This window comes from Streptomyces sp. NPDC015125 (assembly GCF_043080045.1).
In the GTDB taxonomy this organism is placed as follows: domain Bacteria; phylum Actinomycetota; class Actinomycetes; order Streptomycetales; family Streptomycetaceae; genus Streptomyces.
Map to the genome: position 1 here is coordinate 887,100 of NZ_JBIBVF010000002.1, position 23,803 is coordinate 910,902.

Annotated in this window: 16 protein-coding genes and 1 pseudogene; 9 read left to right on the forward strand and 8 right to left on the reverse strand. The window is 69.1% G+C overall.

The window, feature by feature from the left end; all coding sequences use genetic code 11:
* Window positions 1-33 precede the first annotated feature (33 nt).
* From sbnA to ACF088_RS09455, 6 genes and pseudogenes are all read right to left on the reverse strand, one after another.
* On the reverse strand, window positions 34-1,107 hold the full coding sequence (sbnA, locus tag ACF088_RS09430) for a 2,3-diaminopropionate biosynthesis protein SbnA (protein WP_392374818.1): 1,074 nt from the start codon (window positions 1,105-1,107) through the stop codon (window positions 34-36).
* Window positions 1,108-1,192: 85 nt separating this feature from the next.
* Complete coding sequence (gene sbnB, locus ACF088_RS09435) at window positions 1,193-2,230, reverse strand: 2,3-diaminopropionate biosynthesis protein SbnB (protein ID WP_392374819.1); 1,038 nt, start codon at window positions 2,228-2,230, stop codon at window positions 1,193-1,195.
* A gap of 32 nt (window positions 2,231-2,262) precedes the next feature.
* Entirely contained in the window at window positions 2,263-3,267 is a 1,005-nt protein-coding gene (locus ACF088_RS09440; RefSeq protein WP_392375010.1) for a TauD/TfdA family dioxygenase, read from the reverse strand.
* Window positions 3,268-3,432: 165 nt separating this feature from the next.
* Window positions 3,433-5,904 (reverse strand): annotated as a pseudogene (locus tag ACF088_RS09445) (amino acid adenylation domain-containing protein); the annotation flags it as partial.
* Window positions 5,895-8,441 carry a Pls/PosA family non-ribosomal peptide synthetase gene (locus tag ACF088_RS09450; protein WP_392374820.1) on the reverse strand — a complete coding sequence of 849 codons (2,547 nt, stop codon included), beginning with the start codon at window positions 8,439-8,441 and terminating at the stop codon, window positions 5,895-5,897. The pseudogene ACF088_RS09445 and the gene ACF088_RS09450, both read right to left, overlap by 10 nt.
* Window positions 8,442-9,630: 1,189 nt before the next feature.
* Complete coding sequence (locus ACF088_RS09455) at window positions 9,631-9,990, reverse strand: PRC-barrel domain containing protein (protein WP_392374821.1); 360 nt, start codon at window positions 9,988-9,990, stop codon at window positions 9,631-9,633.
* Window positions 9,991-10,711: 721 nt separating this feature from the next.
* Between ACF088_RS09455 and ACF088_RS09460 the strand changes: the two genes are divergently transcribed.
* The 6 genes from ACF088_RS09460 (at window position 10,712) to ACF088_RS09485 (ending at window position 17,678) form a co-directional block, all read left to right on the forward strand.
* Window positions 10,712-11,119 carry a DUF6303 family protein gene (locus ACF088_RS09460; protein WP_392374822.1) on the forward strand — a complete coding sequence of 136 codons (408 nt, stop codon included), beginning with the start codon at window positions 10,712-10,714 and terminating at the stop codon, window positions 11,117-11,119.
* Window positions 11,120-11,304: 185 nt separating this feature from the next.
* On the forward strand, window positions 11,305-12,192 hold the full coding sequence (locus tag ACF088_RS09465; protein WP_392374823.1) for a DUF2268 domain-containing protein: 888 nt from the start codon (window positions 11,305-11,307) through the stop codon (window positions 12,190-12,192).
* A gap of 469 nt (window positions 12,193-12,661) precedes the next feature.
* A complete protein-coding gene (locus tag ACF088_RS09470) occupies window positions 12,662-13,861 on the forward strand; it encodes a CaiB/BaiF CoA transferase family protein (protein ID WP_392374824.1) in 1,200 nt (399 codons plus the stop codon).
* A 176-nt stretch (window positions 13,862-14,037) separates the two neighbouring features.
* Window positions 14,038-15,777: an amidase family protein gene (locus tag ACF088_RS09475; protein ID WP_392374825.1), complete on the forward strand. Its 1,740-nt coding sequence runs from the start codon at window positions 14,038-14,040 to the stop codon at window positions 15,775-15,777.
* 525 nt (window positions 15,778-16,302) lie between these two features.
* Entirely contained in the window at window positions 16,303-16,818 is a 516-nt protein-coding gene (locus ACF088_RS09480) for a tyrosinase family oxidase copper chaperone (protein ID WP_392374826.1), read from the forward strand.
* 41 nt (window positions 16,819-16,859) lie between these two features.
* Complete coding sequence (locus ACF088_RS09485) at window positions 16,860-17,678, forward strand: tyrosinase family protein (protein WP_392374828.1); 819 nt, start codon at window positions 16,860-16,862, stop codon at window positions 17,676-17,678.
* 869 nt (window positions 17,679-18,547) lie between these two features.
* Here ACF088_RS09485 and ACF088_RS09490 read toward each other — a convergent pair.
* Both ACF088_RS09490 and ACF088_RS09495 read right to left on the reverse strand, forming a co-directional pair.
* The gene (locus tag ACF088_RS09490) at window positions 18,548-18,814 is read right to left on the reverse strand and encodes a hypothetical protein (RefSeq protein ID WP_392374830.1); all 267 of its coding nucleotides are present in this window, start codon (window positions 18,812-18,814) and stop codon (window positions 18,548-18,550) included.
* Window positions 18,815-19,191: 377 nt separating this feature from the next.
* Window positions 19,192-19,518, reverse strand: coding sequence for a hypothetical protein (locus ACF088_RS09495; protein WP_392374832.1), 327 nt, complete (start codon window positions 19,516-19,518; stop codon window positions 19,192-19,194).
* A gap of 189 nt (window positions 19,519-19,707) precedes the next feature.
* On the opposite strand from ACF088_RS09495, the gene ACF088_RS09500 reads away from it, so the two are divergent.
* From ACF088_RS09500 to ACF088_RS09510, 3 genes are all read left to right on the forward strand, one after another.
* Window positions 19,708-20,535 carry an APH(3'') family aminoglycoside O-phosphotransferase gene (locus ACF088_RS09500; RefSeq protein WP_392374833.1) on the forward strand — a complete coding sequence of 276 codons (828 nt, stop codon included), beginning with the start codon at window positions 19,708-19,710 and terminating at the stop codon, window positions 20,533-20,535.
* A gap of 738 nt (window positions 20,536-21,273) precedes the next feature.
* Window positions 21,274-21,858 carry a TetR/AcrR family transcriptional regulator gene (locus ACF088_RS09505; RefSeq protein ID WP_392374834.1) on the forward strand — a complete coding sequence of 195 codons (585 nt, stop codon included), beginning with the start codon at window positions 21,274-21,276 and terminating at the stop codon, window positions 21,856-21,858.
* Window positions 21,855-23,417 (forward strand): MFS transporter, encoded by a 1,563-nt coding sequence (locus ACF088_RS09510; RefSeq protein WP_392374836.1) that lies wholly within the window; start codon window positions 21,855-21,857, stop codon window positions 23,415-23,417. Before ACF088_RS09505 ends, ACF088_RS09510 begins: the two co-directional genes overlap by 4 nt.
* Window positions 23,418-23,803: the final 386 nt, after the last annotated feature.

Here is a 23,803-nt window from a genome sequence, read left to right on the forward strand (position 1 = left end):
GGCCCGGACCCATCCGGAGTGCGCGGGCCGGGCCTAGATGTCGCCCGCCTGCTCCTTGCGCTGGTGGCGCGGATACGGGTCTTCTGCGCGCCTCGGCGGTGCGGGGCGGATCTCCGGAGAATGGGCCGAGGCCGCTCCGCCGGAGGCACCGTCGGAGTCGAGCATGTCCTCGCCGTACAGGTCCTGTACCCAGTTGGCCTGGTAGATGGTGTCGAGGTAGCGCTCGCCGAGGTCCGGGGCGATGGCCACCGCGGTGAGCCCCCGCGTGTCGTGCCGGGACAGCCAGTCCATCGCGCCGCTGACGACCGTGCCGGTCGAGCCGCCGAAGAGGAAACCGTGTCGGGCCAGTTGGTGGCAGGCACGGACGGTGTCCGCCTCCGGCACGCGTACCGCCTCGTCCACAAAGGACTCGTCGAGCAGCGGGGGAGGGACGCTCATGCCCAGGCCGGGGATCATACGGCGTCCCGGTGCACCGCCGAAGGTCACCGAGCCGACGCTGTCCACCGCGACGATCTGCACCGGCCGGTGCCACTGCCGGAAGTAGCGCGCACAGCCCATCAGGGTTCCGGTGGTGCCTGCCCCGATGAACAGCACATCCAGATGCGGGAACCAGCGGGCGATCGCCGGTGCCGTCGTGCGGTAGTGCGCCTGCCAGTTACCCGGATTGGTGTACTGGCTGAGCCACACCCAACGGCCGTCGGAGGCGCACAGGTCCCGGACGTAGTCGAGCCGTGCGCCGAGCAGGCCGCCGCCGGCCCCGTCGTCGGCGACGACGTGCACCTGACTCCCCAAGGCCTCCATCATCAGCCTGGTCGACAGATTGCAGCGGGAGTCCGTCACGCACAGAAACCTGTAGCCCTTGCTCGCCGCGATCATGCTCAGCGCCACGCCGAGGTTTCCGGACGAGGACTCGACCAGGACCGATTCGGGAGTCAGGACGCCCTCCCGCTCGGCCGCCTCCACCATCTCGGTCGCGGCCTTCAGCTTGATCGAGCCGGCGAAGTTGAGGCCCTCGCACTTGAGGAACAGGGACTGCCCGAAGATCGCCTCGAGGTCGACGTAGAGTTCTTCCTCGTTGAAGGCGTAGGGAACAGATATGACTGGCATGATGGGTCCCTCCTCTGGAGGCAGAGCACCTTCGGAATGTCCATCCGACTAGTGCGGCGGACTCCTCATTGCGCCGGTGCCGGTCTCATCCGTACCGGCGCAGTTCATGGAAGAAGTTGTCGACGACCTGCAGTTGGCCGGAGCGGACCACCTCGTCGTAGACGTACTTTCCGACCGCGAGATCGAGCACGCCGAGGCCGAACGGTGAGAAGACCGCGGGCCGGTCCGCCGGCACCGTCACCCGCCCGTTCATCACGTCGTCCAACGTGCCGTGCAGGAAGTCCCGGTTGCCCGTGAGCTGTTCGGCCAGATGCGGCGAGGTGTCGGCGGTGAGGCAGTGCTCGACGTCGTCGACGATATTGGTCGAGGCCAGCAGGATCTGCGGAGCGAGGTCGCGCAACGACACGTGCAGGACCACGGGGTGGTGTGCGAACCACGAGGGGTCGTGGACGTGCGGCTCACCGGCGACGGTGGCGAAGACCACCAGATCGCTGAGACGGATCAGTTCCTCGGCGCTGGGGTGCACGGTGATCCGGCCGGCGGTGCCGGTCTGCTCCAGGTACAGGCGGAAGCCGGCCGCACTGTCGGCGGACAGGTCGTGCACGCCGATCTCGTCGAACGACCAGCCGGTGCCTTCCAGGAAGGTGTGGATGTAGCGGGCGATCAGGCCCGCCCCGAAGAATCCGACGCGCATCGGGCGCGGGCGGCCGCGGCTGAGCCAGTCGGCCGCCGACGCCGCCGATGCGGCAGTGCGGGTGGCGCTGATGATCGAGCTTTCGAGGCAGGCGAACGGGTAGCCGGTGGCGGGGTCGTTGAGGATCAGCACGGCAGAGGCCCGGGGAATGCCGGACGCCACGTTCTCCGGGAAGCTGGAGATCCACTTCAGCCCGTCCACCTGCGCCTCTCCGCCGATCGAGGCGGGCAGCGCGATCATCCGCGAGGAGCGGCGGTCGGGGAAACGGAGGAAGGAGGACGGAGGGTTCACCGAGGCACCGGCACCGTGCAGCCGGTAGGTGTCCTCGACCACCTCCACGATGTGCTTCTCGCGTCCTTGCAGGGCGGTCTGGACCTGCACTCCTGAGATCACCGCGAACGGGGGCACGGTGAGCGGCGGTTTGGTCATGGCGGACTCCGTTGCACTGGAGCGGATGGTGTTCACGAGGTGGTCACCTCGACGGTCGGTGAGCAGTCGGCCAGGCGCAGCGGATCGGCCATCGCCACCACCACCTCTCGCGGTCCCTCGAAGGGTTCCCTGCTGTGCGCGGTACGGACGTTGTCGACGAGGAGCAGGTCACCGGCCTGCCAGGGCCGGCGCACGGTGTGGGCCTCGTAGACCTTGTTGAGCAACTGGACGGTGTCCTCGGTGAGGGGGTCGCCATTGCCGTAGCGGGTGTTGAACGGCAGCCCGTCGGCGCCGTACTCGTCGATCAGGTACTCCCGGACCTCGGGGGCCATCGTCCACTCGTTGAGGAACGCGATCTGGTTGAACCAGCAGCGTCGCCCGCTGACCGGGTGGCGCACCACGGCGCTGCGGCGCTGTCGTGTGCGCAGTCCGCCGTCAGGCTGCCACGCGAACTGGATCGCGTGGGAGCGGCAGTAACTCTCGATGGCGCTCCGGTCGTCGGTGCCGAACGACTCCGACAAGGAGGCCCCGATCTCGTCGTGGTAGCTGCGGGTGAGCAGCCAGCCCTCCCGCTCGAACCGCTCGGTCAGCTCGGGCGGCAGCGCGTCGAGCACCGCCGTGGAGTCCGCGACACCGGTTGCCCCGCCCTCGGTGGGTGCGCCGAGGCACGCGAACAGCATCAGGCCGGGGAATTCGAGCGTGTAGCTCAACTCGTGGTGCATGCACATCGGCTGGTTCGGCGGCCACTTGGAGGAGGAGTAGACGCCTTCGGAGTAGGTCTGCCGGGGGGCGAAGGATTCCTTCTCCGTCACCGGAAGGAGGTCCAGCCGCTGCAGTACCGCGCCGACCTCGGCGGCGTGCTGGAGCTCCAGGCCACGGACGAGGACCGCACCGTGTTCGAGGACGGCGGCGCGCACCGCGTCCCGGTGCTCGGCCGCCCAGCTCGCCGCGTCGGCAGTGGTGTCGAGCTGCAGCATCGGAGTCCGGCCGGATGCCGACTCCAGGTCCGGCAGCGAGGTCGGGAGTGAGGGTGCCATCGTGGTGTCCTTTCGCTCTGCGTCGGCGGGCAGCCGGCCGGTGCCCTGCACCGTGTTGTGGTCCTGCACCGTGTGGTGGTCCTGCAGCGCGTTGCCCCGCCCGGACCCCGGCAGCGTCCGCGGCGGATCGGAGCCGGCCGTGGAGCGGCCCTCGACCAGCCGGGCCAGGTCGGCGAGTACCGGGTGCTGCAGGAGGTCCTTGGGCGAGACCACACGATCCAGGCAGATCGCGACGCGTACGGCCGACAGCGAGGTGCCGCCGAGGTCGAAGAAGTTGTCCCGACCTCCGATCCGGTTCTTCGGGATGCCCAGAACCTCGGCCCATGCGGCGGCGAGCCGCTCTTCGGCCGGTGTGCCGGGCGGACGACGGCCGTCCTGGGTGCCGCTCTCCTCGGTGGCGCCGCTCTCCTCGGCGAGTGCGGCCAGCGCCTTCTTGTCGGTCTTTCCGTTGGCCGTCAGCGGAAGGCTCTGCCGCCAGTGGAAGGCCGACGGAACCATGTACGCGGGCAGTGACCGGCTCAGCTGTTCCTGCAGTGCGGCGGCATCCAGCGGGCGCAGACCGGAGTAGAAGGCCACCAGCCGCTGACCGTGGCCGCCTCGTGGGGAGACCACGACGGCACCGTCGCGGATTCCGGGCACCCCGAGCAGGGCGTTCTCGATCTCGCCCATCTCGATCCGGAAGCCGCGGATCTTGACCTGGGTGTCCTGGCGGCCGAGGAACTCCAGCTTTCCTTCCGGTGACCACCGGCCGTAGTCGCCGGACCGGTAGAGCCGGCTGCCCGTGCGGTGCGGATCCGCCATGAATGCCAGCCGGGTGCGCTCGGGGTCGTTGACGTACCCGCGGCCGACGCAGACTCCGGAGAAGACGATCTCACCGGGGGCGCCGAGCGGCACCGGTGACAGGTACTCGTCGACGAGGTAGATGTGCACATTGCTGACGGGGCGGCCGAGCGGGATCCGCTCGCCGTCCGGCACCCGGTCCATGACCTCGTGGTTGGTGTCGTCGCAGGTCTCGGTCAAGCCGTAGGCATTGACCAGACCGATCCGGGGCCCGGCCGCGAACCAGCGGTGGACGAGCTCCCTCTTCAGCGCCTCGCCCGTCACCGACACGCAGCGCAGGGAGGGGAGTTCACGGGGGTGCTGTTCCAGGAAGGACAGCACGACGTCGAGGTAGGAAGGCACCACCTGGAGCACGTTGACCCTGCCGCCCACGATCGTGTCGAGGAACCGCCGGACGTCCAGGACGGCCTCCTGCCCCACCAGCAGGGTCCGCCCGCCGGCCAGCAGCGCGGAGAGCAGTTGCCACAGGGAGATGTCGAAGCACTGCGGCGCGGTCTGGGCGACGACCTGTCCCTCGGTGATCCCCAAGTCGTCGATCTTGGCGTACAGGTGGTTGAGCATCCCCTCGTGCTCACACATCGCGCCCTTGGGCTCGCCGGTGGAGCCGGAGGTGAAGATGACGTAGGCGAGGTCGTCCGGGGCGACGGGGACGCAGGGGTCGCCGTCGTCGCGGCTCTCCTCGCAGGCCGCGTCGATGAACAGCCGCTGGATCCCGGGCAGCGACTCCAGGGCCCGGTCGAGGGGAGCGGTGCTGCCGGGTTCGGTCAGCACCAGCCCGCACGAGGCACGGGAGAGCATGGTGGCCATGCGGTCGGCGGGGAAGTGCGGCTCGACGGGCAGGTACGCGCCCCCGGCCTTGAAGACCGCGAGGACGGCGGTCAGCCAGTCCAGATTGCGTTCGGTCACCACCGCGACAACGTCTTCCCGGCGCAGTCCTCTTGCCAGCAGAGCGTGGGCCAGACGGTTGGCGCGGATGTTGAGCTCGTGGTAGGTCCATTGCCGGTCGCCGTGCACGGCCGCGACGGTGTCCGGGTGCGCCCGCACCCGCTGCTCGAACAGTTCGTGGAACCGGCGGTCCGGCAGCGCCCGCCGCGGTCCGGCGAGCCCTTCGAGCTGGAGGTGGAGTTCCTCTGCGGACAGCAGACTCTGCCGCCCGTGCGCCGCATCCGGATCGGCGGCGATCAGCGCGAGCGCGGTGAGGTGGTAGCCGGCGATTCTGGCGGCACACGCCTCGTCGAGCACGTCGGTCCGGTAGTGCAGCCGCAGCAGGCGCCGGCCCTCCTGGCACACCACCGCCACCCGTAGCACGGTGCCCTCGGCCGTTCCACCGCCACCGGTCGGATCGAACACCGTCTCGGGCGACGGAACGGGCCGGTCCGGCACTCCGCCGGGGCCGTCGGCCGGAACGCCCTGGTGCGCCGGCAGGTGAGACGCGACCCGATGCGTGTCGCGCACCAGCGTCCGCCACGACTCGGCCGCGGTCGTCAGCCGGCAGGTCAACGGATTGCCGCCCGCCACGGCGATGTAGCCGGTCGCGACCGTCTGCTCACCGGTCAGCGCGCCGAGTACCTTGGCATGCGCGGCCAACAGCACCGAGTGCAGCGTCACGTCCCACTCCTGTGCCAACCGTCCCAGCGTCGGCAGCAGGTTCTCGGGTATCACCGACTCGTGTGCTGCGGTGCCCGGAACCGGGGTGCGGGTCCACCGCGGGACCGTGGCGAAGCCGCCGGTGGCGGGCTCGTCGCGCCGGACAGCCACGTCGTTCGTCAGAGGCGTTGCCATCGGAGCTACCTCCATTCCCCGCCGTCGCCCCGGCGGATCTGCCGGGCCGGATTTCCTCCCCACCACGCGTGGTGCGGGAGGACCTCGCCCTTCATGAGGAACGAGTCGGGCGCGAGCACTGCGCCGTCGCCGATCGTCACGCCGTAGTGCACGAAGGCGCCGACCCCGAGCGTGCAGCCGGAACCGATCGTGCTGCGGTCGGACTTGAAGGTGCCGTCCTCCTGCGAGTGGCACTGGACGACGCTCCCCGTGTTGAGCGTGCAGCCGTCCCCGATGGTGACCATCGTCCGCTCGGTCAGATAGCAGCCGTCGTCGAAGACCCTGCTGCCGATCCGGACACCCAGCATCCGCCAGATCACGCTCTTGAACGGGGTGCCGTCGAATATCCGCAAGTACGTCTCCGACGGCACCTTCCAGTAGCGTTCGCGCCGCCAGAAGCGGAGGTCGTAGATCGAGCAGAACAGCGGTCCCGTGGGATAGCAGGCCGTGACGGCACGTTCGATCAGCACGTAGTACACGGCGGTGAACAGCACGACGAGCACGTCGGCCAGCGCGATCGCCGCCGCACCGAAAGCGGCGTAGAGATCGGCGGCGGCCGAGACGAGCAGAGTGACCAGGAAGAAGTAGATCCACCGGACCAGCAGGTACCACGCCATGGTGGCGGCGTTGTGCCGGTTCTTGGCGGGCAGGCGACGGCGTAGCTGCTCGTCGCTCTTCAGCCCGTCGAAGCTGCTGTCGCGCTGGACCGACCGCGGAATCTCGAAGCTGGGCGAGCCCAGAAGCCCGACACCTTCCCGGATCTTCCCGTCGATGGGGACCATGACCTTCGTGGCGAGCAGGCAGTTGTCGCCCGTCCTGCCCCGCGAGGGGTAGGCGATCCGGTTCCCGAGGAAGTTGTGTGCTCCGATCGACGTCCGGGAGACGCGGAACGAGGTGCTCGAAAAGTCCGCGTTGTTGATCGACAGTCCGTCGGCGACCATCGTGCCGCTGCCGACGGAACTCAGGTACGGGGTCTCGTGCTTCACCTCCGTGCCGAAGTTCGACCCGGTCTGCTCGATCCGCGACATGTCGTACCCCAGGCACCGCAGGTAGTGGACGATGCAGGAGCTGTCGCCGAACAGACGCATCAGCGACCTCCTGTTGGTCATGAAGGTGATCGCCCGGTGTACCCCGTAGTGGAAGCCGTACAGGGGATAGACCTTGCCCGGTGTGATGGTCCGGTTCAGCAGGCGGGGGACCGTGGTCAACAGGAGGAGACCGAGGGGGAGGGCACCGAAGAAGACGACCAGCGAGAACGCCAGGGCGTCACCGTAGAACGTCCAGCTCGTCAGGGCCGCGGGGCCTGGCTCCAGGGCCGCGGCGAGCTGCGGGGCCGCGGCGAGCAGGATGCCCACGGCGCCGATCGCCAGCGGCACGTACACCAGCAGCACCGTCAGCAGTTGCAGGACGCTGTGGAGCAGCCTTCTCGTGGAACCGCAGTCGGCCGCACCCACCACCTGGTAGTCCACATCGGTCCGCTGCGCCGGTGACCCGTGCCAGTGCTCGCCGTCGGGCACTGCCTGTCCGCTGTGCAGCGAGGAGGCGTGGCCGAGCTGGGCCGCGTCGCCCAGCGAGGTATCGATGTCGAGCACGGTGGACTCACTGACGACCGCGTTCTTCCCCAGGGTGACCGTGCCGGTCTGGATCAGGCCGGCGTGGGCCCGATAGCCGGTGAAGAACGAGTCCTTGCGTATCAGTGCGCCGTCGCCCACCGCGAGCAGGTCCGTGCACACGGGGACGTTCCTGGAGAGAATCACGACACCCCGCCCGATCCTCGCACCCAGTGCCTTGAGGTAGAGCGCATAGAGCGGAGACCCGGCGAACAGGACCAGCGGATCGGAGCGGATCAGCGTCTTGACCATCCAGAAGCGGACATACGTCAGACTCCAGACGCGGATCTGCCGAGGCTTCCACCGGCCGACGAGTATCCACTTCAGCAGGACCGGAAGGGCGGACAGACAGACAAAGCTCGCCCCGCCGAACAGCACCGAGCGCAGGTACGCGTCGAACACGCCGGATCCGGCGGAGATCCACGCGTAGCCCCGGGCGGCGACGTATGCGACGAGGTAGGAGTAGCCGAGGAAAGCCAGCAGTTGCAGCGCTCCGCACAGGACGTACTGCGGTGTGCCCGTCGGAGCCACCGCCACCGCCACCGGCGCGGGTGCCGGTGATTCGGTGCGGGCGGCGGGGGTGGCGGGGGCCGCGGGCGCAGAGGCCATGAGCGCCGTCGCCAGGCTCCGGATCGTCGGGTTCCGGTAGACGTCCTTCATCGATACCGAGGGCAGGTCCGCATGCTTCCTGACCCGGGCGCAGAACTGCGCCATCACCATCGAATCGGCGCCCAGTTCGTCGAAGAAGTGGCTGTCGACCGATACCTGAGCGACGCGCACGACGTCAGCCAGCACCGCAGCGAGAACCCTCTCGATACCGGCGTCCGGGGTGGCAACCCCGGCCCGGTCCGTGGGGGATTCCCCCAGATCAGGGGGCAACGCTTCAAACGACTTTCCCGCCATGTGAGCTCCCTCGGGAAGTTCCGGCCGCCGTTGTTCAGTGCCCTGGCGCCGGGCGCCTTTGCTTGTTCCGGCGCCGGCCCGAGGGGGCGAACCGAGCGGTGGGTGAGGTGTCGGCACGGACGGCGGGGCCGCCAGCGGGAAGTCAGTCCCGCTTATCGCCTGCGCTCGACACTGGAGACGGTCAGACAGCACAACCTTTGTTCGATGCTAGCGTGGGAATCGGTTGGGGACATTTTGGAAAACCTTTCTCATATAGGCCACCTACTGGAAACCTGGATGCGAGCCCCTTCCCGACTGGGGGCTTGTGCGCCTGCAAGGGGATCGGTTCACCCGAATGGAGGTAACTGGGCGCCGCCCCTTCGCCCCGCACGTACGCCCCGCACGTACGACCACGCCACGACTCCTCAAAAGGATCTGATCCGCCTTTTCTCGGAAGTGGCGAGGTGCTTTACGGATTTACGGGCAATAACTTGGTGCACAGTGGGCCCGGATATGCAATGGAACGAAATGCACGGAACGGAACGGAACGGAACGCATGATGCATGCGATATCGCCCGGGCAAACTTCCCCGTCACTCGTTGCGGAAAATGGTGAGGAGGCTATGCATGCCGAGAAATTCGGTGCACAGGGGCCGTCGCTGCAAAGTGAACCGGCCGGCATTCGCTCATGCCGTTCGCCCGTGCAGTGTCGCCCGTGCAGTGTCGCCCGTGCAGTGTCGCTCGTGCAGTTTCGCTCGTGCGGTCAAGCGGTTCATGGTGAAGAACCGCGGGCGCGGAGAGGTGCGGCACCTGCAAGCGATGGCCGTCACCCGCTGTCCGCGATCCGTTGCGTCAACGCCGCGGGGCTGAACGCCTGATGCTTGAAGCTTGATGCTTCTGCAAGTGGCCCCAACCCCGGGGAATTTTTCGGCGGGTGGCGATCGTGGGGGAGACCGAGATGAGTCAACTTGCTGTGAGTCGGCGTATGTGCCGTCACGGCCGAAAGCCTGCCGTGACGGCACATACGCCCGCAGCGCCAGCGGGTGCTGAAGGGGTGCGGCGTTGATGCGGCGCTTCTTCGGGATCACCGCCCCGCCGTGCACGCGGCTGCGGCTGACCACCGAACCGAGGCCGCTGACGGCTTCACTCGCCCGGGAACCCGGCTTGACGCCCCGTGCGGGCAGTGGGGGTCCCGGTTTCTCTCTCGTTCCTCACAGAGCGGCGGGCTGTCCGAGCCCGGCGTAGTACCTGCCGACTTCGGTGAGGTAGCCGGCTTCGGTGGTCTGGCTGTCAAAGGCAAAGCGGGGCGCGGCCTTGATCTCGTCCCTGGCATGGGTGACCGTTACCGTTTTGGCGGCTGTGTCGACGGTGTGAACGATGCCGGCGGGGACCAGGAGGCTCTTGCCGAAGACCCACACGCTGGTGTCGACGATGAGATGCTGCCTGCCCGGCTCGTTCAGCTGACGTTCCACTTGCCCCAACGTCCCGTCAGGGGTCTCCACGGTGAACCCCGTCAACGGCTCCTGCCCCTGGTAGCCAATGTCTGCCGGGTACGCCCAGATGTTCTTCATGACGGTCGGTTCCTTTCTCTGTGCACTATCGGGCCGGGACGGTCCGCGAGGTTGACCGCCGCCGCAACACCGTCCCGGCTCGCCCCCTGCCCTACCCAGGTAACAGAACGTCACACGGGCAAGCATCCAGAGAGAGGCCAAACCAGGGATGGCAGCGGCTCGGGACGATCGGCTCGGCTGATGCTTGCCATGTGCTTCTACCTGCGACTTCGCCCACTCTCGCGGGCCATGTGCGAAGGGCGCTACGAGGATTCGTGGGGGTGAATCCCTTTCGTGGCCGGTGCGCTGGGTAAGCGCAGAGAACACCGCCCACGGCCACAGCTACAGCCGCAGCCACTGACAGGGAAGGGGTGGGCTGATCGGGTGGTTCGGGGTTCGCCGCTCGCATGGCGGGCACGCTCCCCGCCCGCAACGCAGCGACGTCACGAATGACACGAATGAGGTGAGCTCCATGAGCACCGCCGAGGCCCCACGGACGGCGCCATATCGCGCGCCGTGACCTACCGTGCCACGTGGTGTGCCGTGACCTCCCGAGCCCCGGTCCGTCTTCCGCGGAACTCGTGGAACACGTGGAACATGTGGTGCGCAGGCTGGTGCCGCCTGCCGTCACCGGGTGTCTTGGTCGTCGCCGGTGACGCCGGTGTCGTGGGTGCCGCCGGTGTCGTGGGTCGGTACCGGGGTCGTCGGTCGTGACCGCTGCCGCCTGAAGTGAGGAGAACTCGTGACTGCCGAATTTCCCGTCCCGCAGACCGATCCCGTTGGCCCGCAGGCCGAGGTCCCCGACCCGCAGGTCGAACTGCCCGGCCCGCAACCGGAGCCGACCGCCCACGGCCACCTCACCCGGGCACAGCTGACCCGGCCGCCCGGCGATGCAGGCTGGGAGATCGCTGTGGTCCTCTACGGCGTGCCCGCCGACGAGTGGCCCTCCACGGAGCTTCCCGGCCCGTACGTGCCGACTCTCACCGCACGCGGGCAGGCGCTCGCACGCTTGGGCTACGCCCAGACCGGCCCTGGCTCCCACTACTGGGAGTGGGCCGAATGCCAGGACGGCGACCACGACCCCGTACGGCTGATGGCGCACACCGAAGTTCAGCCCATCGGCCCGGATCGGTCCACTCCCCTTCGCTGAGGTAGCCGCAGAATCCGCGGACACGGACCATCATCGGCCCCGGTTCGGCTAGCCGGGCCGGGGCATCGCTCCGTCGAACACCTCTGCGCGCCGCACGCCACGGCGCGTGGCCTCAGGAGGCGCAAAAGTCCCGTCAGCATGCGTGCTTGACGTTTACGCAACGTGAGGCCCTACGGTCCCGAGCCATGAAGACAATCGTGCCCGACACGGCGTCCGCCATGCTCGCTCTCCTGCGGCGGCTCTTGGAGGAGCGGCCCGACGCCCTGCGGGAAATACTCCACCCGCTCCAGAGCGTGATGTCCACGGTGGGTGATATGAACCTGGTCCAGCTGCACCAGCTGGGCTGCGGCTTCCGAACCGACCGCGACGACCCACGCTACCTGCCCGCCCTGCGCCGGATGCAGGACGCGGGGGTGTGGACTCGGGTCGAGGACTCCCTCGCCGCCGCCTGGGCGCGACTCAACGGTGCGGTGCCCGGCATCAAGCACGCAGAGACCGTGCACGTCGTCGTGGTGCTCGGCGATCCCGACGACGACCACCTCACCGTCCGCAGTGCCGGCTACCTCGGCATGGGCGGCATCCCGGGCGCGATCCACCTGACGATGTGGCCCACCGACACGAGCCTGAAGAAGATCGGCTACGCCACCGCACACGAGCTCCACCACAACGTGCGCTATGCGAATGTGGCCTGGGATCCGAGCGCCGTCACAGTGGGCGAACAGGTGGTTGCCGAGGGACTGGCCGAGGCGTTCGTGCGGGAGCTGGCCGGCGAGCAGGCCATGGGCCCGTGGTCGAAGGGCCTGACCGGCACCGAACTGGACGACGCCTACGAAAAGATCACTGCCGGGATCGACGTGGCCGGGATGCAGAACCTTCCCGCGTACGTTTTCGGTGACGCCACCGCGCGACTCATGGGGCAGCGGCCCGTGGGACTGCCGGACTTCGCCGGGTACGCGGCTGGACTGCGGATCGTGGACGCCCACCTGGCGGCCTCCGGTTTGACCGCTGCGCAGAGCACCGCCCTGTCGGCGCGCGAGATCCTCGTCAACGCCGGCGTGCCGACCAGCGCGTGACGGGGGACGGGGGACGGGGGAGGGGGACGGGGAGGGGGAGGGGGAGCAATCCGCGTTGCCGAGGACGACACGACCAGGGGCCGGTCTTGTGACGGCGTTCTTCGAAGTAGGCGTGCCGGCCTCGAAGTAGGCGGGCCGGGCACCGGGAAGATGTGTGTCTTGGTGTGAGGGATGCGAGCCGCGAGCAGGGGGCGTTGTCCGGCGGGGGGAGCCGGTCCTGGGGCCGTGCAGGATCAGTGTGGACGCGCTGATCCGGGCTAGTGCGTCCCAGACGTCGTGCTCATTACGGGCCACCAGGCGTCCGCGCCGGGCATGCGGGGGCCGCGCCCGGGTCGCCGAGAGCCGTGTACGGGCCGGGATGTCCGCGAGCCGGGCCGGGGCACTGGAACCCGCACCGTACGCCGAAGCGTTGTGCGTCACATACCCGGCCGGCCCTGGAAGTCACCGGCCCTGCCCTGGAGGTCACCGCATGACCGAACGCACCGAAGACCTGCCGCTTTCCGGCATCACCGTCGTCAGTATCGAGCAGGCGGTGGCAGCCCCCTTCGCCACCCGCCAGCTGGCCGATCTCGGTGCCCGGGTCATCAAGGTGGAGCGCACGGGAGGGGGCGACTTCGCCCGCCGGTACGACACCACGGTCAAGGGTGAGTCGAGCTATTTTGTATGGCTCAACCGGTCGAAGGAATCCGTGACGCTCGACCTCAAGTCGGACCGGGGACGGGACGTCCTGGAGCGCCTGCTCGCCGAAGCGGACGTCTTCGTGCAGAACCTGGCTCCCGGCGCGGCGGCCAGGATGGGCCTGGGCGCGAAGGCCCTGGCCGAGCGCTTCCCGTCACTGATCTCGTGCTCCCTTTCCGGCTACGGATCCACCGGGCCATGGGCCGACCGCAAGGCGTACGACCTGCTCGTGCAGTGCCAGACGGGCCTGGTCTCCCTGACCGGCAGCGCCCAGGAGTCCGCCCGGGTGGGCGTGTCGATAGCCGATATCGCCGCCGGTATGTACGCCTACTCGGGCATCCTCACCGCATTGTTCACACGCGCGGTCAAAGGCGTCGCCCGCTCCGTGGAGGTCTCGTTGTTCGAGGCGCTCGCCGAGTGGATGAGCCAGCCCGCCTACTACACCTCCTATGGCGGCACCCAGCCCCCGCGGGTCGGCACCCAGCACGCCACCATCGCTCCCTACGGCGCCTACACCGCAGCGGACGGCAAGGATGTCCTGTTCTCGATCCAGAACGAGCGCGAATGGGCCGCACTGTGTGAGCAGTTCCTGGAGCGCCCCGACCTCGTCGAGGATCCGCGCTTCCTCACCGGCTCCGACCGCGTGGCCCACCGCGAAGAACTGAACACGATCGTTGCCGAGCGATTCAGGAGGTCGGACAGCGCAGAGGCGATGCAGCTGCTGGACAAGGCGGGTATCGCCAACGCCGGGGTCAACGACATCGAAGGGTTCCTGGCGCACCCCGTGCTCAGCGCCCGGGACCGCTGGCGGGACGTACGGATTCCCGGGGGAGATGTCGTGTCGGCGCTTCTGCCGCCGGTGGATCTCGCCGGTGCCACTCCGTGCATGGGTGCCGTCCCCGCCGTCGGCGAGCACACTGATTCGATCCTCACCGAACTGGGTTACGGCGCAGCCGAGATCGACGGCATGAGGGCCGACCACGTCGTGTGAAGGCCCGCCCGAGCCTCCCTCCGGAAAGGACCGCAACCGCATGAGCACCCATGGGGAGGGGCACGGGTGCACGGGTGGCAGGCGGTGGGCGGCAGGCCGTGGGGTGATGCGGCACGGCGTGCGGGCATGCTGCGGCACCCTTGTGCCGGACGCCGGGATGTAGTGCGCTAACCCTCATGCGGAAGAGGAGTGTTGTTGCCACACTGGCCGCCACCCTGGCGACAGGGTCCCTTCTGACGGGGTGGACGGGGTGGACGGGGTGGACGGGGTGGACGGGCAAGACGGGTTTGACGGGCGCGCCGAATCCGCGCGCGACAGTCACCGAAGCCGGCGTCGGCAGTGCGCCGCCGTCGACCGGCGCCTCCCCGAGGCTGGGAGTCGATCTCGACACGGTGACGATCCCGGAGCTGCAGAGCCGCATGGCGGACGGTTCGCTCACCCCGTCAGCGCTGACGACCGCCTACCTGCGGCGGATAAAAACCATCAACCCCGTGATCCACGCCGTGCTGCGCACCGACCCGACGGCCCTGCGCCAGGCTGCCGCCAGTGACGCCCGGCACCGGCACGGCGACACTCGCGGCCCGCTGGATGGCATCCCCGTCCTGCTCAAGGACAACGTGAACACCCGCGACATGCCGACAACGGCTGGGTCGTCGGCGCTGGCCGGGATCCCGCCGGACACCGATGCCCTACTGGTCACTCGGCTGCGGGACGCGGGGGCAGTGATCCTCGGCAAGACCAACCTGTCCGAATGGGCGAACTTCCGGGCGGCGAAGCCGACATCGGGATGGTCGGCGGTGGGCGGTCAGACCCGTAACCCGTATGTCCTGGACCGGAATCCATGCGGGTCCTCCTCCGGTTCGGCTGCCGCCCTCGCCGCAGCGTTGGCACAGGTGGCGATCGGCACCGAGACGGATGGCTCCATCGTGTGCCCGGCCGGGATGAACGGGGTGGTCGGCCATAAGCCCAGCCGAGGACTGGTCAGCCAGGCCGGCGTGGTGCCGATCTCCGCCGAACAGGACACCGCGGGGCCCATGGCCCGCAATGTGACCGACGCCGCGCTCACCCTTTCGGTCCTCAGCGGTGGCGACGCCTCGCTACCTGGCGGCGCCTCGCTCCCCGACAATCCCTTCGGTACCCTCGGCCCTGTCAGGCCCCCCGGCTCCCCCGGCTCCCTCGATCTCCTCGGTGAGTCGACGCACCACGGCAGTCTGCACGGCAAGCGGATCGGCCTGTGGCGGCTGCCCTCGCTCGGGCCGGAAGTGGACGCTGTGATGACCCGTACGGCGGAGAAACTGCGTTCCGCGGGAGCCGAGGTCGTGGCGGTGACACCTCCGTATCAGCAGCGTCTCGCCGAACTTGAATTCCCGGCGCTGTTCAGCGAGTTTCACCGGGACATCAACGCCTACCTCGCCACTCGCCGTGGGCCTCAGAACCTCGCGGCACTCATCGATTTCCACCGTACCCACCCAGAAGAGCGGACCTGCTTCGCCGGTCAGGAGCTGTTCGAGCGGGCCCTCGTCGCGCCTCCCACCACCGACCCCGCATACCGCGCCAGGCGCACCGAGTTGAAGGACCTTTCCCGGCGCTCTCTGGACGAGACCCTGAGCGCCCATCATCTGGACGCCATCGCCGCGCCGACGAACCCGCCCGCCTGGACGACGGACTGTGCCCGCGGCGACAACGATGTGATCCCGTCCTCGACCCCAGCGGCCGTCGCCGGGTACCCGTCGTTGTCGGTGCCCGCCGGGTTCGTGAACAAGCTGCCCGTCGGCCTGCTCCTGATGGCCGGTGATCAGCAGGATGCCAAACTCCTGTCGCTGGGTGCCGCGGTGCAGCACCGACTGGACGCCTGGCGGGCACCGGGCTACCTGCAGTCGGTGGGGCCTGATGCCTCCCGGGGAAGGGTCGGGTGACGGTGCCCGGTCCAGCCGCACGACGGTCCTGCCACGCCGCGCCGTGCCACTCCTCGCGGGTACCGCCTCGCCTTTGAGGTCTCGGCGTCCTCGACTGTCGCCGGATGTGGGGCAAGCGGTTCGGGCGGGCAACGCTCCTCACACCCATCTCCCCTGATGCGAAGCACAAGCCCCAAACACCCCCGTTCCAAGGCCCGTGCATTTGCGCCGAGTTCCGGCCGTGCGGCGTCTCACGGTTTCGGCCGCGCGAGGAAAGGATCTGCGGCTGACAGCGCTCCACAGCGCGGAATATCCGGTTCCGCACGCCGGTGCGCCGGGGCATGAGCACGATCACCGCCGTTGAACTCTGCACCTCCTTCCGGGTGTTGTCTCGTTCGTTGCCTGATCCGACGGTGCCACTTGATGATCCGTTCGTCCCTGCCAGCATGTGGCGGCGCGGGCCGAACTTCGGCACGCCGGCTGGAAGACCCCCTCCTCTGCTGCCCCGCCACAGAGGAGGAGCCGAGATGAACAGAGGAGTGGAACATGTCGCGTCCCACCCGACGCCAGGTGCTGCACGGTAGCGCCGCGGCCCTTGCCGGAGCGGCGCTCGCCGCGCCGGTTGCCCTTGCCGACACCGCCGCCGCTCGCCCCACCGGCCCTCACGGACACTCATCGGGCGACGGAAACCACGAGAGCAAGGGAAACCCCGGGGGCCACGAGATGCCGGAGCCCTTCGACGAGATGTACCAGGGCCGTCACATCGAGGGCTGGCCGGCAGACGAACAAGCCCCGAAGAACGGAAGCCACGGAAGTCACGGGGGTCACAGGAGCCATGGACATCATGCAGATACCGCTGCCGGCCAGGCCGGCGACCCGCACGACGGCATGGATTTCGTCGTCCGCATCGACAACGACGACCTCCATGTGATGCGGAACGCGGACGGTACCTGGATCAGCCTGGTGAACCACTACGAGACGTTCACCACGCCACGCGCCCTGGCCCGCGCCGCCGTTCGTGAACTTCAGGGCGCCGATCTGGTCCCAGTCGTCACCGGCTGAGGCCTGTCTCCCGACCGTCCCCCCACCGAGGAGTCCTCGACATGGCAGTCCGGAAGAACCAGGCGGACCTCACCGCCACCGAAAAGCGGAACTTCGTCGATGCGGTGCTGGAGCTCAAGCGCAGCGGCCGTTACGACGAGTTCATCAGCACCCACAACGCCTTCATCATCGGCGACACCGACAACGGAGAACGAACCGGCCACCGGTCCCCGTCATTCCTCCCCTGGCACCGCAGGTTCCTGCTGCAGTTCGAACAGGCCCTGCAGAGCGTCACACCGTCGGTCACCCTTCCCTACTGGGACTGGACCGTCGACCGCACACCCGGCAGCTCCCTGTGGGCTGACGACTTCCTCGGTGGCGACGGGCGGAGTGGTGACGGCCGGGTGCCTTCGGGCCCGTTTGCCTTCAGCAACGGCAAATGGCCGATGAACATACGCGTTGACGGCCGGACGTTCCTGCGCCGCTCGCTCGGCACCGGGGTCCGCGAACTGCCGACCCGGGCCGAGGTCGACCGGGTGCTCGCCACGGCCGTCTACGACGCCGCCCCCTGGAACAGCTCCTCCGAGGGCTTCCGCAACAACATCGAGGGCTGGCGCGGCCCGAATCTGCACAACCGCGTGCACGTCTGGGTCGGTGGGCAGATGACCACCGGTGCCTCGCCCAACGACCCCGTCTTCTGGCTGCACCACTGTTTCATCGACAAGCTCTGGGCCGAATGGCAACGGCTGCATCCCAAGGCGGGGTATCTGCCGACCGGCAACACACCCGACGTTGTCGACCTCCACGACACGATGAAGCCGTGGAACGACGTCACCCCGGCCGATTTGCTGGACCACACCAAGTTCTACACCTATGCATGACAGGTGCATGACAGATACACCGTTCGGCCGGCCTTCTCCGGTCTTCGTGACCTGATGCCGTCCGCCCCGGGCGCCTGGCTCGGCGTCCGGGGCAGCGCTCGGGGCAGCGCCCGAGGCGGCGCCCGAGTCAGGGGCACCAAGTCCCCGGAGACGGCCGCGATCTGCGGCCTCGCGTCGGATCGCGTGGCCCGTGGCGAGGGGAAGAGCTGGGTGCCCCACCCGGCCGGGCCAAGGCCGACCGGCCTGCAAGTCATGGGTGTCGAAGTCCACTCCCCGGCGCCGGAGTTCGCGAATCCGGAACGGGTCCTCGTCCGCGGTTGCGGGATTGTCCGACCGTGCCGGTTCGCACAGGTGCGGCACCACCGGGCACGGCCTCGCGCGCTGCGGCGCGGGGCCGTGCCGGTGCTCTGTGCAAGCGCAGCGTGACGGTGATGGTGGTGATCACGGTGTCCCGAGCCCGCCGTGCTTCCTTCTCGTCATGGATGAACCGGGTGAGCGGGCGGGCGGTCCGGTCGCGAACGGATCATCCAAGCTGCGTCGCGTCCTCGGCGGCCAGCTAGCGCCGGGCCACGTGCAGCGGCCCCCATCCGGCGGCCGCACGTGGCGGCAGAACTCGCTGTGCCGGCTCGCACACCAACTGTGCTCATCTGCCCCGGTCACGCGGTCACGCGGTCACGCAAATTCTGTGTATGACTGCGCCGTAGCGATGATGCCGCAGTTGTCCAGGCCACGCGGCAGTGCGCCGCCGCCCGGGCGGAGCGCTGTCCTGGCGAAATGGCGAAATGGCGGGTGCCCGGGATCGGGTATCCCGGGCACCAGGGGGTTGCATGGTTTGGCCGTCAGGAGTCGACGGCCATCAGCGGCCGCCGTCAGCCGTAGTAGACGACGAAGACAGTGGGGCCGAAGCCGTAGCCGTCGTAGCCGCCGTAGTCGTAGTAATCGCCATAACCGTAGCCATAGCCGTGGCCGTAGTGGTCGCCCCAGTCATGGCCGTCGACGTGGCTGGAGTAGCTGAATGGTGCATGTGTCGGGGCGGCGGCGGTAGCCGTCCCGGCAGTGGCGACCGCTGCGCCGCCGGCCAGCAGGAGTCCTCCTGCCGTCAGTGCGATGGCTCGCGTCAATCGATTGGTGGACATGGGTCCACACCTTCTTAGTGCTGGGGATTTAGCGGCCCGCCACCCGAAGGTGAGGCTTCGCAGCAGGCGAGAACCAGAGGTTCGGGAGCTACCCCGGCGCAAACCGCTTCGTGGCGGTTGCCTCAGGCGAGTCGGGTTTGCCGCATATGTACCTTTTACGTGGAGCTTACACCCCTCCCCTGAAGCGCCTCAAACCAGAGATGGGTAATACATCCACTGAATTTCGCTCAGCGCCTTGGGGAGCACAGGAGTGCTCCTCTGGGGTGGGACCCGTCCGGGAGGGTCGGTAGAAACGGCACGGCACGGCACTCGGAGGTCGGCTACCCCACCGGGGCGTCGGAGGCCGGCCGGCTCGGGATGTTCAGCAGGGTGGCCAGCTATCCGGGGCACTCTTCGACCACAAGGTCTCCGATCTCGGGGATCACGTCCCGGCCGGCGCCGAGGGCGGCGTGCACTGCCGGGCCGAGCCGTCTCGGAGGGAGGAAGGCGTCGTGCTCTCCAGTGACAGCCAGGCGGGGCATTGCCCGGCCGGGCAGGGCAGCGGCACCGGGCGCCCCGCTGGAGCGCGAGTGCCGGGCGACCAGCGTCATCCCGTGCACCAGTTCCTCGCGGGGCTGCCGGCCGGGCGCGAGCATGGTGCGCAGGAGCCGGGCGCTGTGCGTCGGCGAGGGGCGGAGGAACCAGGCGGCCGAGGCAGTCAGCACCGTGGGGGTCAACCTCAACTTGGTCGGCCCGCCGGGTGATACCAGGACGAGCCGGTCGATCCGGGGAACTCGCGACACGTGAACACGCGGGCCCACCAGCACCGCCGGCCTCGTGCGACGCGGCGGTGGGTGCGCCGTACGGGGGCTTCAGCCGGGGCGCCCGACCGCCGGCTGGCTAGAGTGGCCGCTATGAGCGAGCATCCCGCACCTCGGACCGTGTCGCCGGTGCTGCTCGGCGCAGGTGGCGGCGAAGGCGACTGGTTGCCCGTCACCGCGGGCGAGTCGGGAGCCGTTGTCTTTCGCAGTGCGGATGCTGCCCGGTACGCCAAGTGCGTGCCCGCCGCGGACGCGGTCGACCTGGAGTCCGAGCGCAACCGGGTCGCATGGCTGGGCGACCAGGGCGTACCGGGACCCCGGGTGCTCGACTGGCACTCCGGGAACGCGGGTGCCTGCCTGGTGACCAGTGCTGTCTCCGGCGTGCCCGCCGACCAGGTGTCCGCCGCGGATCTACGAGTCGCATGGGAACGCATCGCGGACGCCGTTCGCCGGCTGCACGAGGTGCCCGTGGGGGAGTGCCCGTTCCGCCGGGGCCTGGACGCCATGGTCGCCGCTGCGCGCGACGTCGTGAGCCGCGAGGCGGTGAACCCGGAGTTCCTCCCCGTCGAGCAGCAGCACACGCCGGCCGCGGAGCTGCTGGCCCGCCTCGCCCCGCAGGTTGCGCGGCGACGGGACCAGGAGGCCGCCGACACGGTCGTCTGCCACGGGGATCTGTGCCTGCCCAACATCATCCTCGACCCGGAGAGCCTGAACGTGTCGGGCTTCATCGACCTGGGCCGCCTCGGGCCGGCCGACCGTTACGCAGACCTTGCGCTGCTGCTCGCCAACGCGCGGGAGACGTGGCCGAACGAGGAGCGGGCGCGGGCCGCGGACGTGGCGTTCGCCGAGAGGTACGGCATCGCCCTCGACCACGACCGCCTGCGCTTCTACCTCCATCTCGACCCGCTGACCTGGGGCTAGTCGGTTAGGGCCGGTCTCAAAGTGAGGTCAGGAGCCCGTCGTTGATGACGGCGATGGGGAGGATGGCTTCGTCTCGGACGGCGAGTTTGCCGTATCCGGTGGCGACGGCGCGGTGGTGATCGAGTCGGTTGATTCGGCTTCGACGGCGGGCCGGGCTCGGTAGTCATCCGGGCTGAACCCGGCAGGGCGTCCACCTCGGCGGCCGCGGCTCTTGCGGTGTTGTTGTTGGTCCGCTGGTTCGGGAATGGTCCAGGCGAGGTCGCTTCGGCGCAGGTAAGCGCGGTGGGCGCGGGAGCTGTAGGACTTGTCGGCCCGGAGCTTGTCGGCCGTGGCCACACGCGAACCTCACGGGCTCCCGGCAGTGAAAACCACCCCGCGACCGTATCGGACGAGGCGAGCACGGGTGGAATGGTTTGAGGGCCGGCCCTGTCCGGACAGCCGGGCGAGGCCGTTGGCCATGCAGCAGGGAAGCTGACTTTGCGACATGACCCAGCCGGTTCCGTTGGGGACCATCCCGGCGGACTTGAGGAAGGCTCCCGCGATGTGCGGTCCGGCCAGGTGGATGGTCACGGTCTTACGGTCTTGCCCTGTTCACGCCAGGCGCGTCTTGGTGCATCACTCACGGCCCGTGCGACACCGTGGCGTCGGGTCCGGTGATCTGGTACCTGCTCCTGGCGTCGGCCGCGGGGATACACGAGCGCGTAGACACTGTCTACTCACTTCTGGTAGACAGTGTCTATGAACGAGCAAGACGCGGGCCTGCGGGCCCGGTTGATTGAGGTCGGCGTCGACCTGGTGGCCAAGGAAGGGACGCAGGCGCTGACGCTGCGGGAGATCGCCCGCCGCGCAGGGGTGTCGCACGGCGCTCCACGGCGTTACTTCCCGACCCATCTGGCGTTGCTGTCGGCCATCGCGCGGGAGGGGTTCGCCGACCTGGCCCAGCAGATCACCGAGGTGGCGGGCGACCACCGGGCCGACCCGCGCGCCCGGCTCATGACGCTCGGCCGGTGCTACCTCGACTTCGCACTGGACCACCGCGGGATGTTCGAGCTGATGTTCCGTCACGACCTGCTGGAGAGCAACCAACTCGGCCTGCGGGAGACCAGCCTGCCGCTCTTCCGGTTCCTCGTCGATCTGGTCGCCCGGGCACTGCCCGGGGCCGGGACCGAGCCGGCGGTACTCGCGGGTGCCCTGTGGGCGAACCTGCACGGCATGGCCCAGCTGTGGGCGTGGGGCAGCCTCCCACTCGCCACTGGAAGCGACGATATCGAGCCGCTGCTCCGAGCCATCCTGGACGCGCACCTCGGGTCGGCGGACCGGTGACCGCGCTGCTCCACCGGCGCCTCATTCTCGCCGGCAGCATCATCGGGGCCGTGCTCGTCGCCCTGGACGGCACCGTGCTGACCGTTGCCCAACCCACCCTCCAACGGGATTTGCACGCTTCGTTCGTGCAGGTCCAGTGGACCAGCACCGGCTACCTCGGCGCCGTGGCGAGCCTGCTCGTCTTCGCCGGCCGCCTCGGTGACCGGTACGGCCACCAACGGCTCTTCGCCATCGGGATCCTGGGCTTCGCCCTCACGTCGGCGGGAATCGGTCTGGCGCCCGGCGTCGGCTGGGTGATCGGCCTGCGGGTGGCCCAGGGCATCTTTGGCGCTCTGCTGCAACCGGCCACCTTGGGGATGCTGCGTGCCACGTACCCCCGCGACCAACTGGGCATGCCGATCGCCCTGCGCACCAGCGCCATCGGGTTGTCGGCCGCCGCCGGCCCCGTCATCGGCGGGGCGCTGGTCGCCCACCTGGGCTGGCGAGCCGTCTTCTTCCTCACGGTGCTGCCCGCGCTCGCGACCGGCGCACTGGCTCTGGCCGTACGCGTCCCGGTGGCGATGCCGGCTCCTTCGCGGGCCCCCTCGGCCGGCGCCGTGGACCGCTCTCTCGCCGCCCGCCTCGACCTCCCCGGGGCCTGCCTGCTCGCGGTGACGTTGCTGTGCCTGGTGCACACCCTCGTCGCTCTGCCGGATAGCGGTTGGACGGTGGTCACGGTGACCGGAGCGGTTGCGGCCGCGGCTGCCTGCGGCGCGTTCCTCCGTCAGGAGCGACGTGCCGCAAGTCCCCTGCTACCACTTGGGTTTCTGGGCTCGCCGCCCGTCGCCGCGGCCTTGGCCGTCCTGCTCTCCGCATCGGCCGTCATGTTCGGTGCACTGTTCGTCAGCACCTACTTCCTGCAGGACGTCCTTGCGCTGGACCCGCTGCAGAGCGCTCTGCGGGTGCTGCCCCTGGCCGTGATGATGGTGCTGGGGGCGCCGGCCGCTGCGGTACTTCAGCGTCGGTACGGCGCCCGCCGTACGACCGTGACGGCGATGGTCCTCCTCACCCTCGGCGTCCTGGTGCTGTCCCAACTCGACCAGGTATCGACGGCACCGGCCATCAGCGGTGGATTCCTGCTGCTGGGCGCCGGGTTCGGCACGGTGATGGTCACCGCGACAGCTGTCATCGTGCACCAGGCATCGGTGGAGCACGCCGGGGTGGCCGGCGGACTGCAGCAGACCGCGATGAACACCGGTCCGACGCTGGGCGTCGCCGTGGCAACCATGCTGATGACCCTCATGACGCCGACTGTGGCTGCCGAAGGGCCGTCCGTCGGCGGACCGCACCGGACCCCCGAGGCCTTCACCGCAGCCATGGGCACCACGCTGCTGGTCCTCGCGTCCCTCGCCGCGCTCGGAGCACTGGCCGCGGGTGCACTGCCACGTCGCACGAAGAAAACCGGGGCACCGCAGCGGCCGACGAGCACTGCCAGGGACGGCCGAGACGGCCAGGACGGCCGGGACAGCCAGGACGGCCAGGAACCCGCCGGAGTGGCCACCGTGACCGCTGCTGAATGAAGCTCGCACTCGCCCGGGGCGTCGGCGCGGCGAGCCCATCCCCGGCGCCGTACGGTCAGCGCAGGCGCCCTGCGTACCCTGCAGGCGCCCTGCCCTGCGATCAGCGCAACAGAGCGGTGACGCCCCAGTTCCTCAGGCGCTCGACGACCGCCTTCGGCGTAAGCCTCCCCGCCCTGCCGGTCCGGCCCGGCGGGGGCGGGGCCTCGCCACGCTTGCCCTGCGAGGCGATTCAGTCATCGTTGGACGGGGGTGAGGGGAGCGGGAAGGCGGGGCGCCCCCCAGCAGGAGTGAGGCCGCCACAAAGAAGGGCACACATGGCGTGCGCAACCGAACAAAAATGGAACACCCGGCAATGTAATTCCGTGAGGCGCAATCACGCCCATGAG

Excerpts from the sequence above, each read along its gene's own strand:
- sbnA (WP_392374818.1), bottom strand. The coding sequence starts at position 1,107 with ATGCCAGTCATATCTGTTCCCTACGCCTTCAACGAGGAAGAACTCTAC.
- sbnB (WP_392374819.1), bottom strand. The coding sequence starts at position 2,230 with ATGACCAAACCGCCGCTCACCGTGCCCCCGTTCGCGGTGATCTCAGGA.
- ACF088_RS09440 (WP_392375010.1), bottom strand. The coding sequence starts at position 3,267 with ATGGCACCCTCACTCCCGACCTCGCTGCCGGACCTGGAGTCGGCATCC.
- ACF088_RS09450 (WP_392374820.1), bottom strand. The coding sequence starts at position 8,441 with ATGGCGGGAAAGTCGTTTGAAGCGTTGCCCCCTGATCTGGGGGAATCC.
- ACF088_RS09455 (WP_392374821.1), bottom strand. The coding sequence starts at position 9,990 with ATGAAGAACATCTGGGCGTACCCGGCAGACATTGGCTACCAGGGGCAG.
- ACF088_RS09465 (WP_392374823.1), top strand. The coding sequence starts at position 11,305 with ATGAAGACAATCGTGCCCGACACGGCGTCCGCCATGCTCGCTCTCCTG.
- ACF088_RS09470 (WP_392374824.1), top strand. The coding sequence starts at position 12,662 with ATGACCGAACGCACCGAAGACCTGCCGCTTTCCGGCATCACCGTCGTC.
- ACF088_RS09475 (WP_392374825.1), top strand. The coding sequence starts at position 14,038 with ATGCGGAAGAGGAGTGTTGTTGCCACACTGGCCGCCACCCTGGCGACA.
- ACF088_RS09480 (WP_392374826.1), top strand. The coding sequence starts at position 16,303 with ATGTCGCGTCCCACCCGACGCCAGGTGCTGCACGGTAGCGCCGCGGCC.
- ACF088_RS09485 (WP_392374828.1), top strand. The coding sequence starts at position 16,860 with ATGGCAGTCCGGAAGAACCAGGCGGACCTCACCGCCACCGAAAAGCGG.
- ACF088_RS09490 (WP_392374830.1), bottom strand. The coding sequence starts at position 18,814 with ATGTCCACCAATCGATTGACGCGAGCCATCGCACTGACGGCAGGAGGA.
- ACF088_RS09500 (WP_392374833.1), top strand. The coding sequence starts at position 19,708 with ATGAGCGAGCATCCCGCACCTCGGACCGTGTCGCCGGTGCTGCTCGGC.
- ACF088_RS09505 (WP_392374834.1), top strand. The coding sequence starts at position 21,274 with ATGAACGAGCAAGACGCGGGCCTGCGGGCCCGGTTGATTGAGGTCGGC.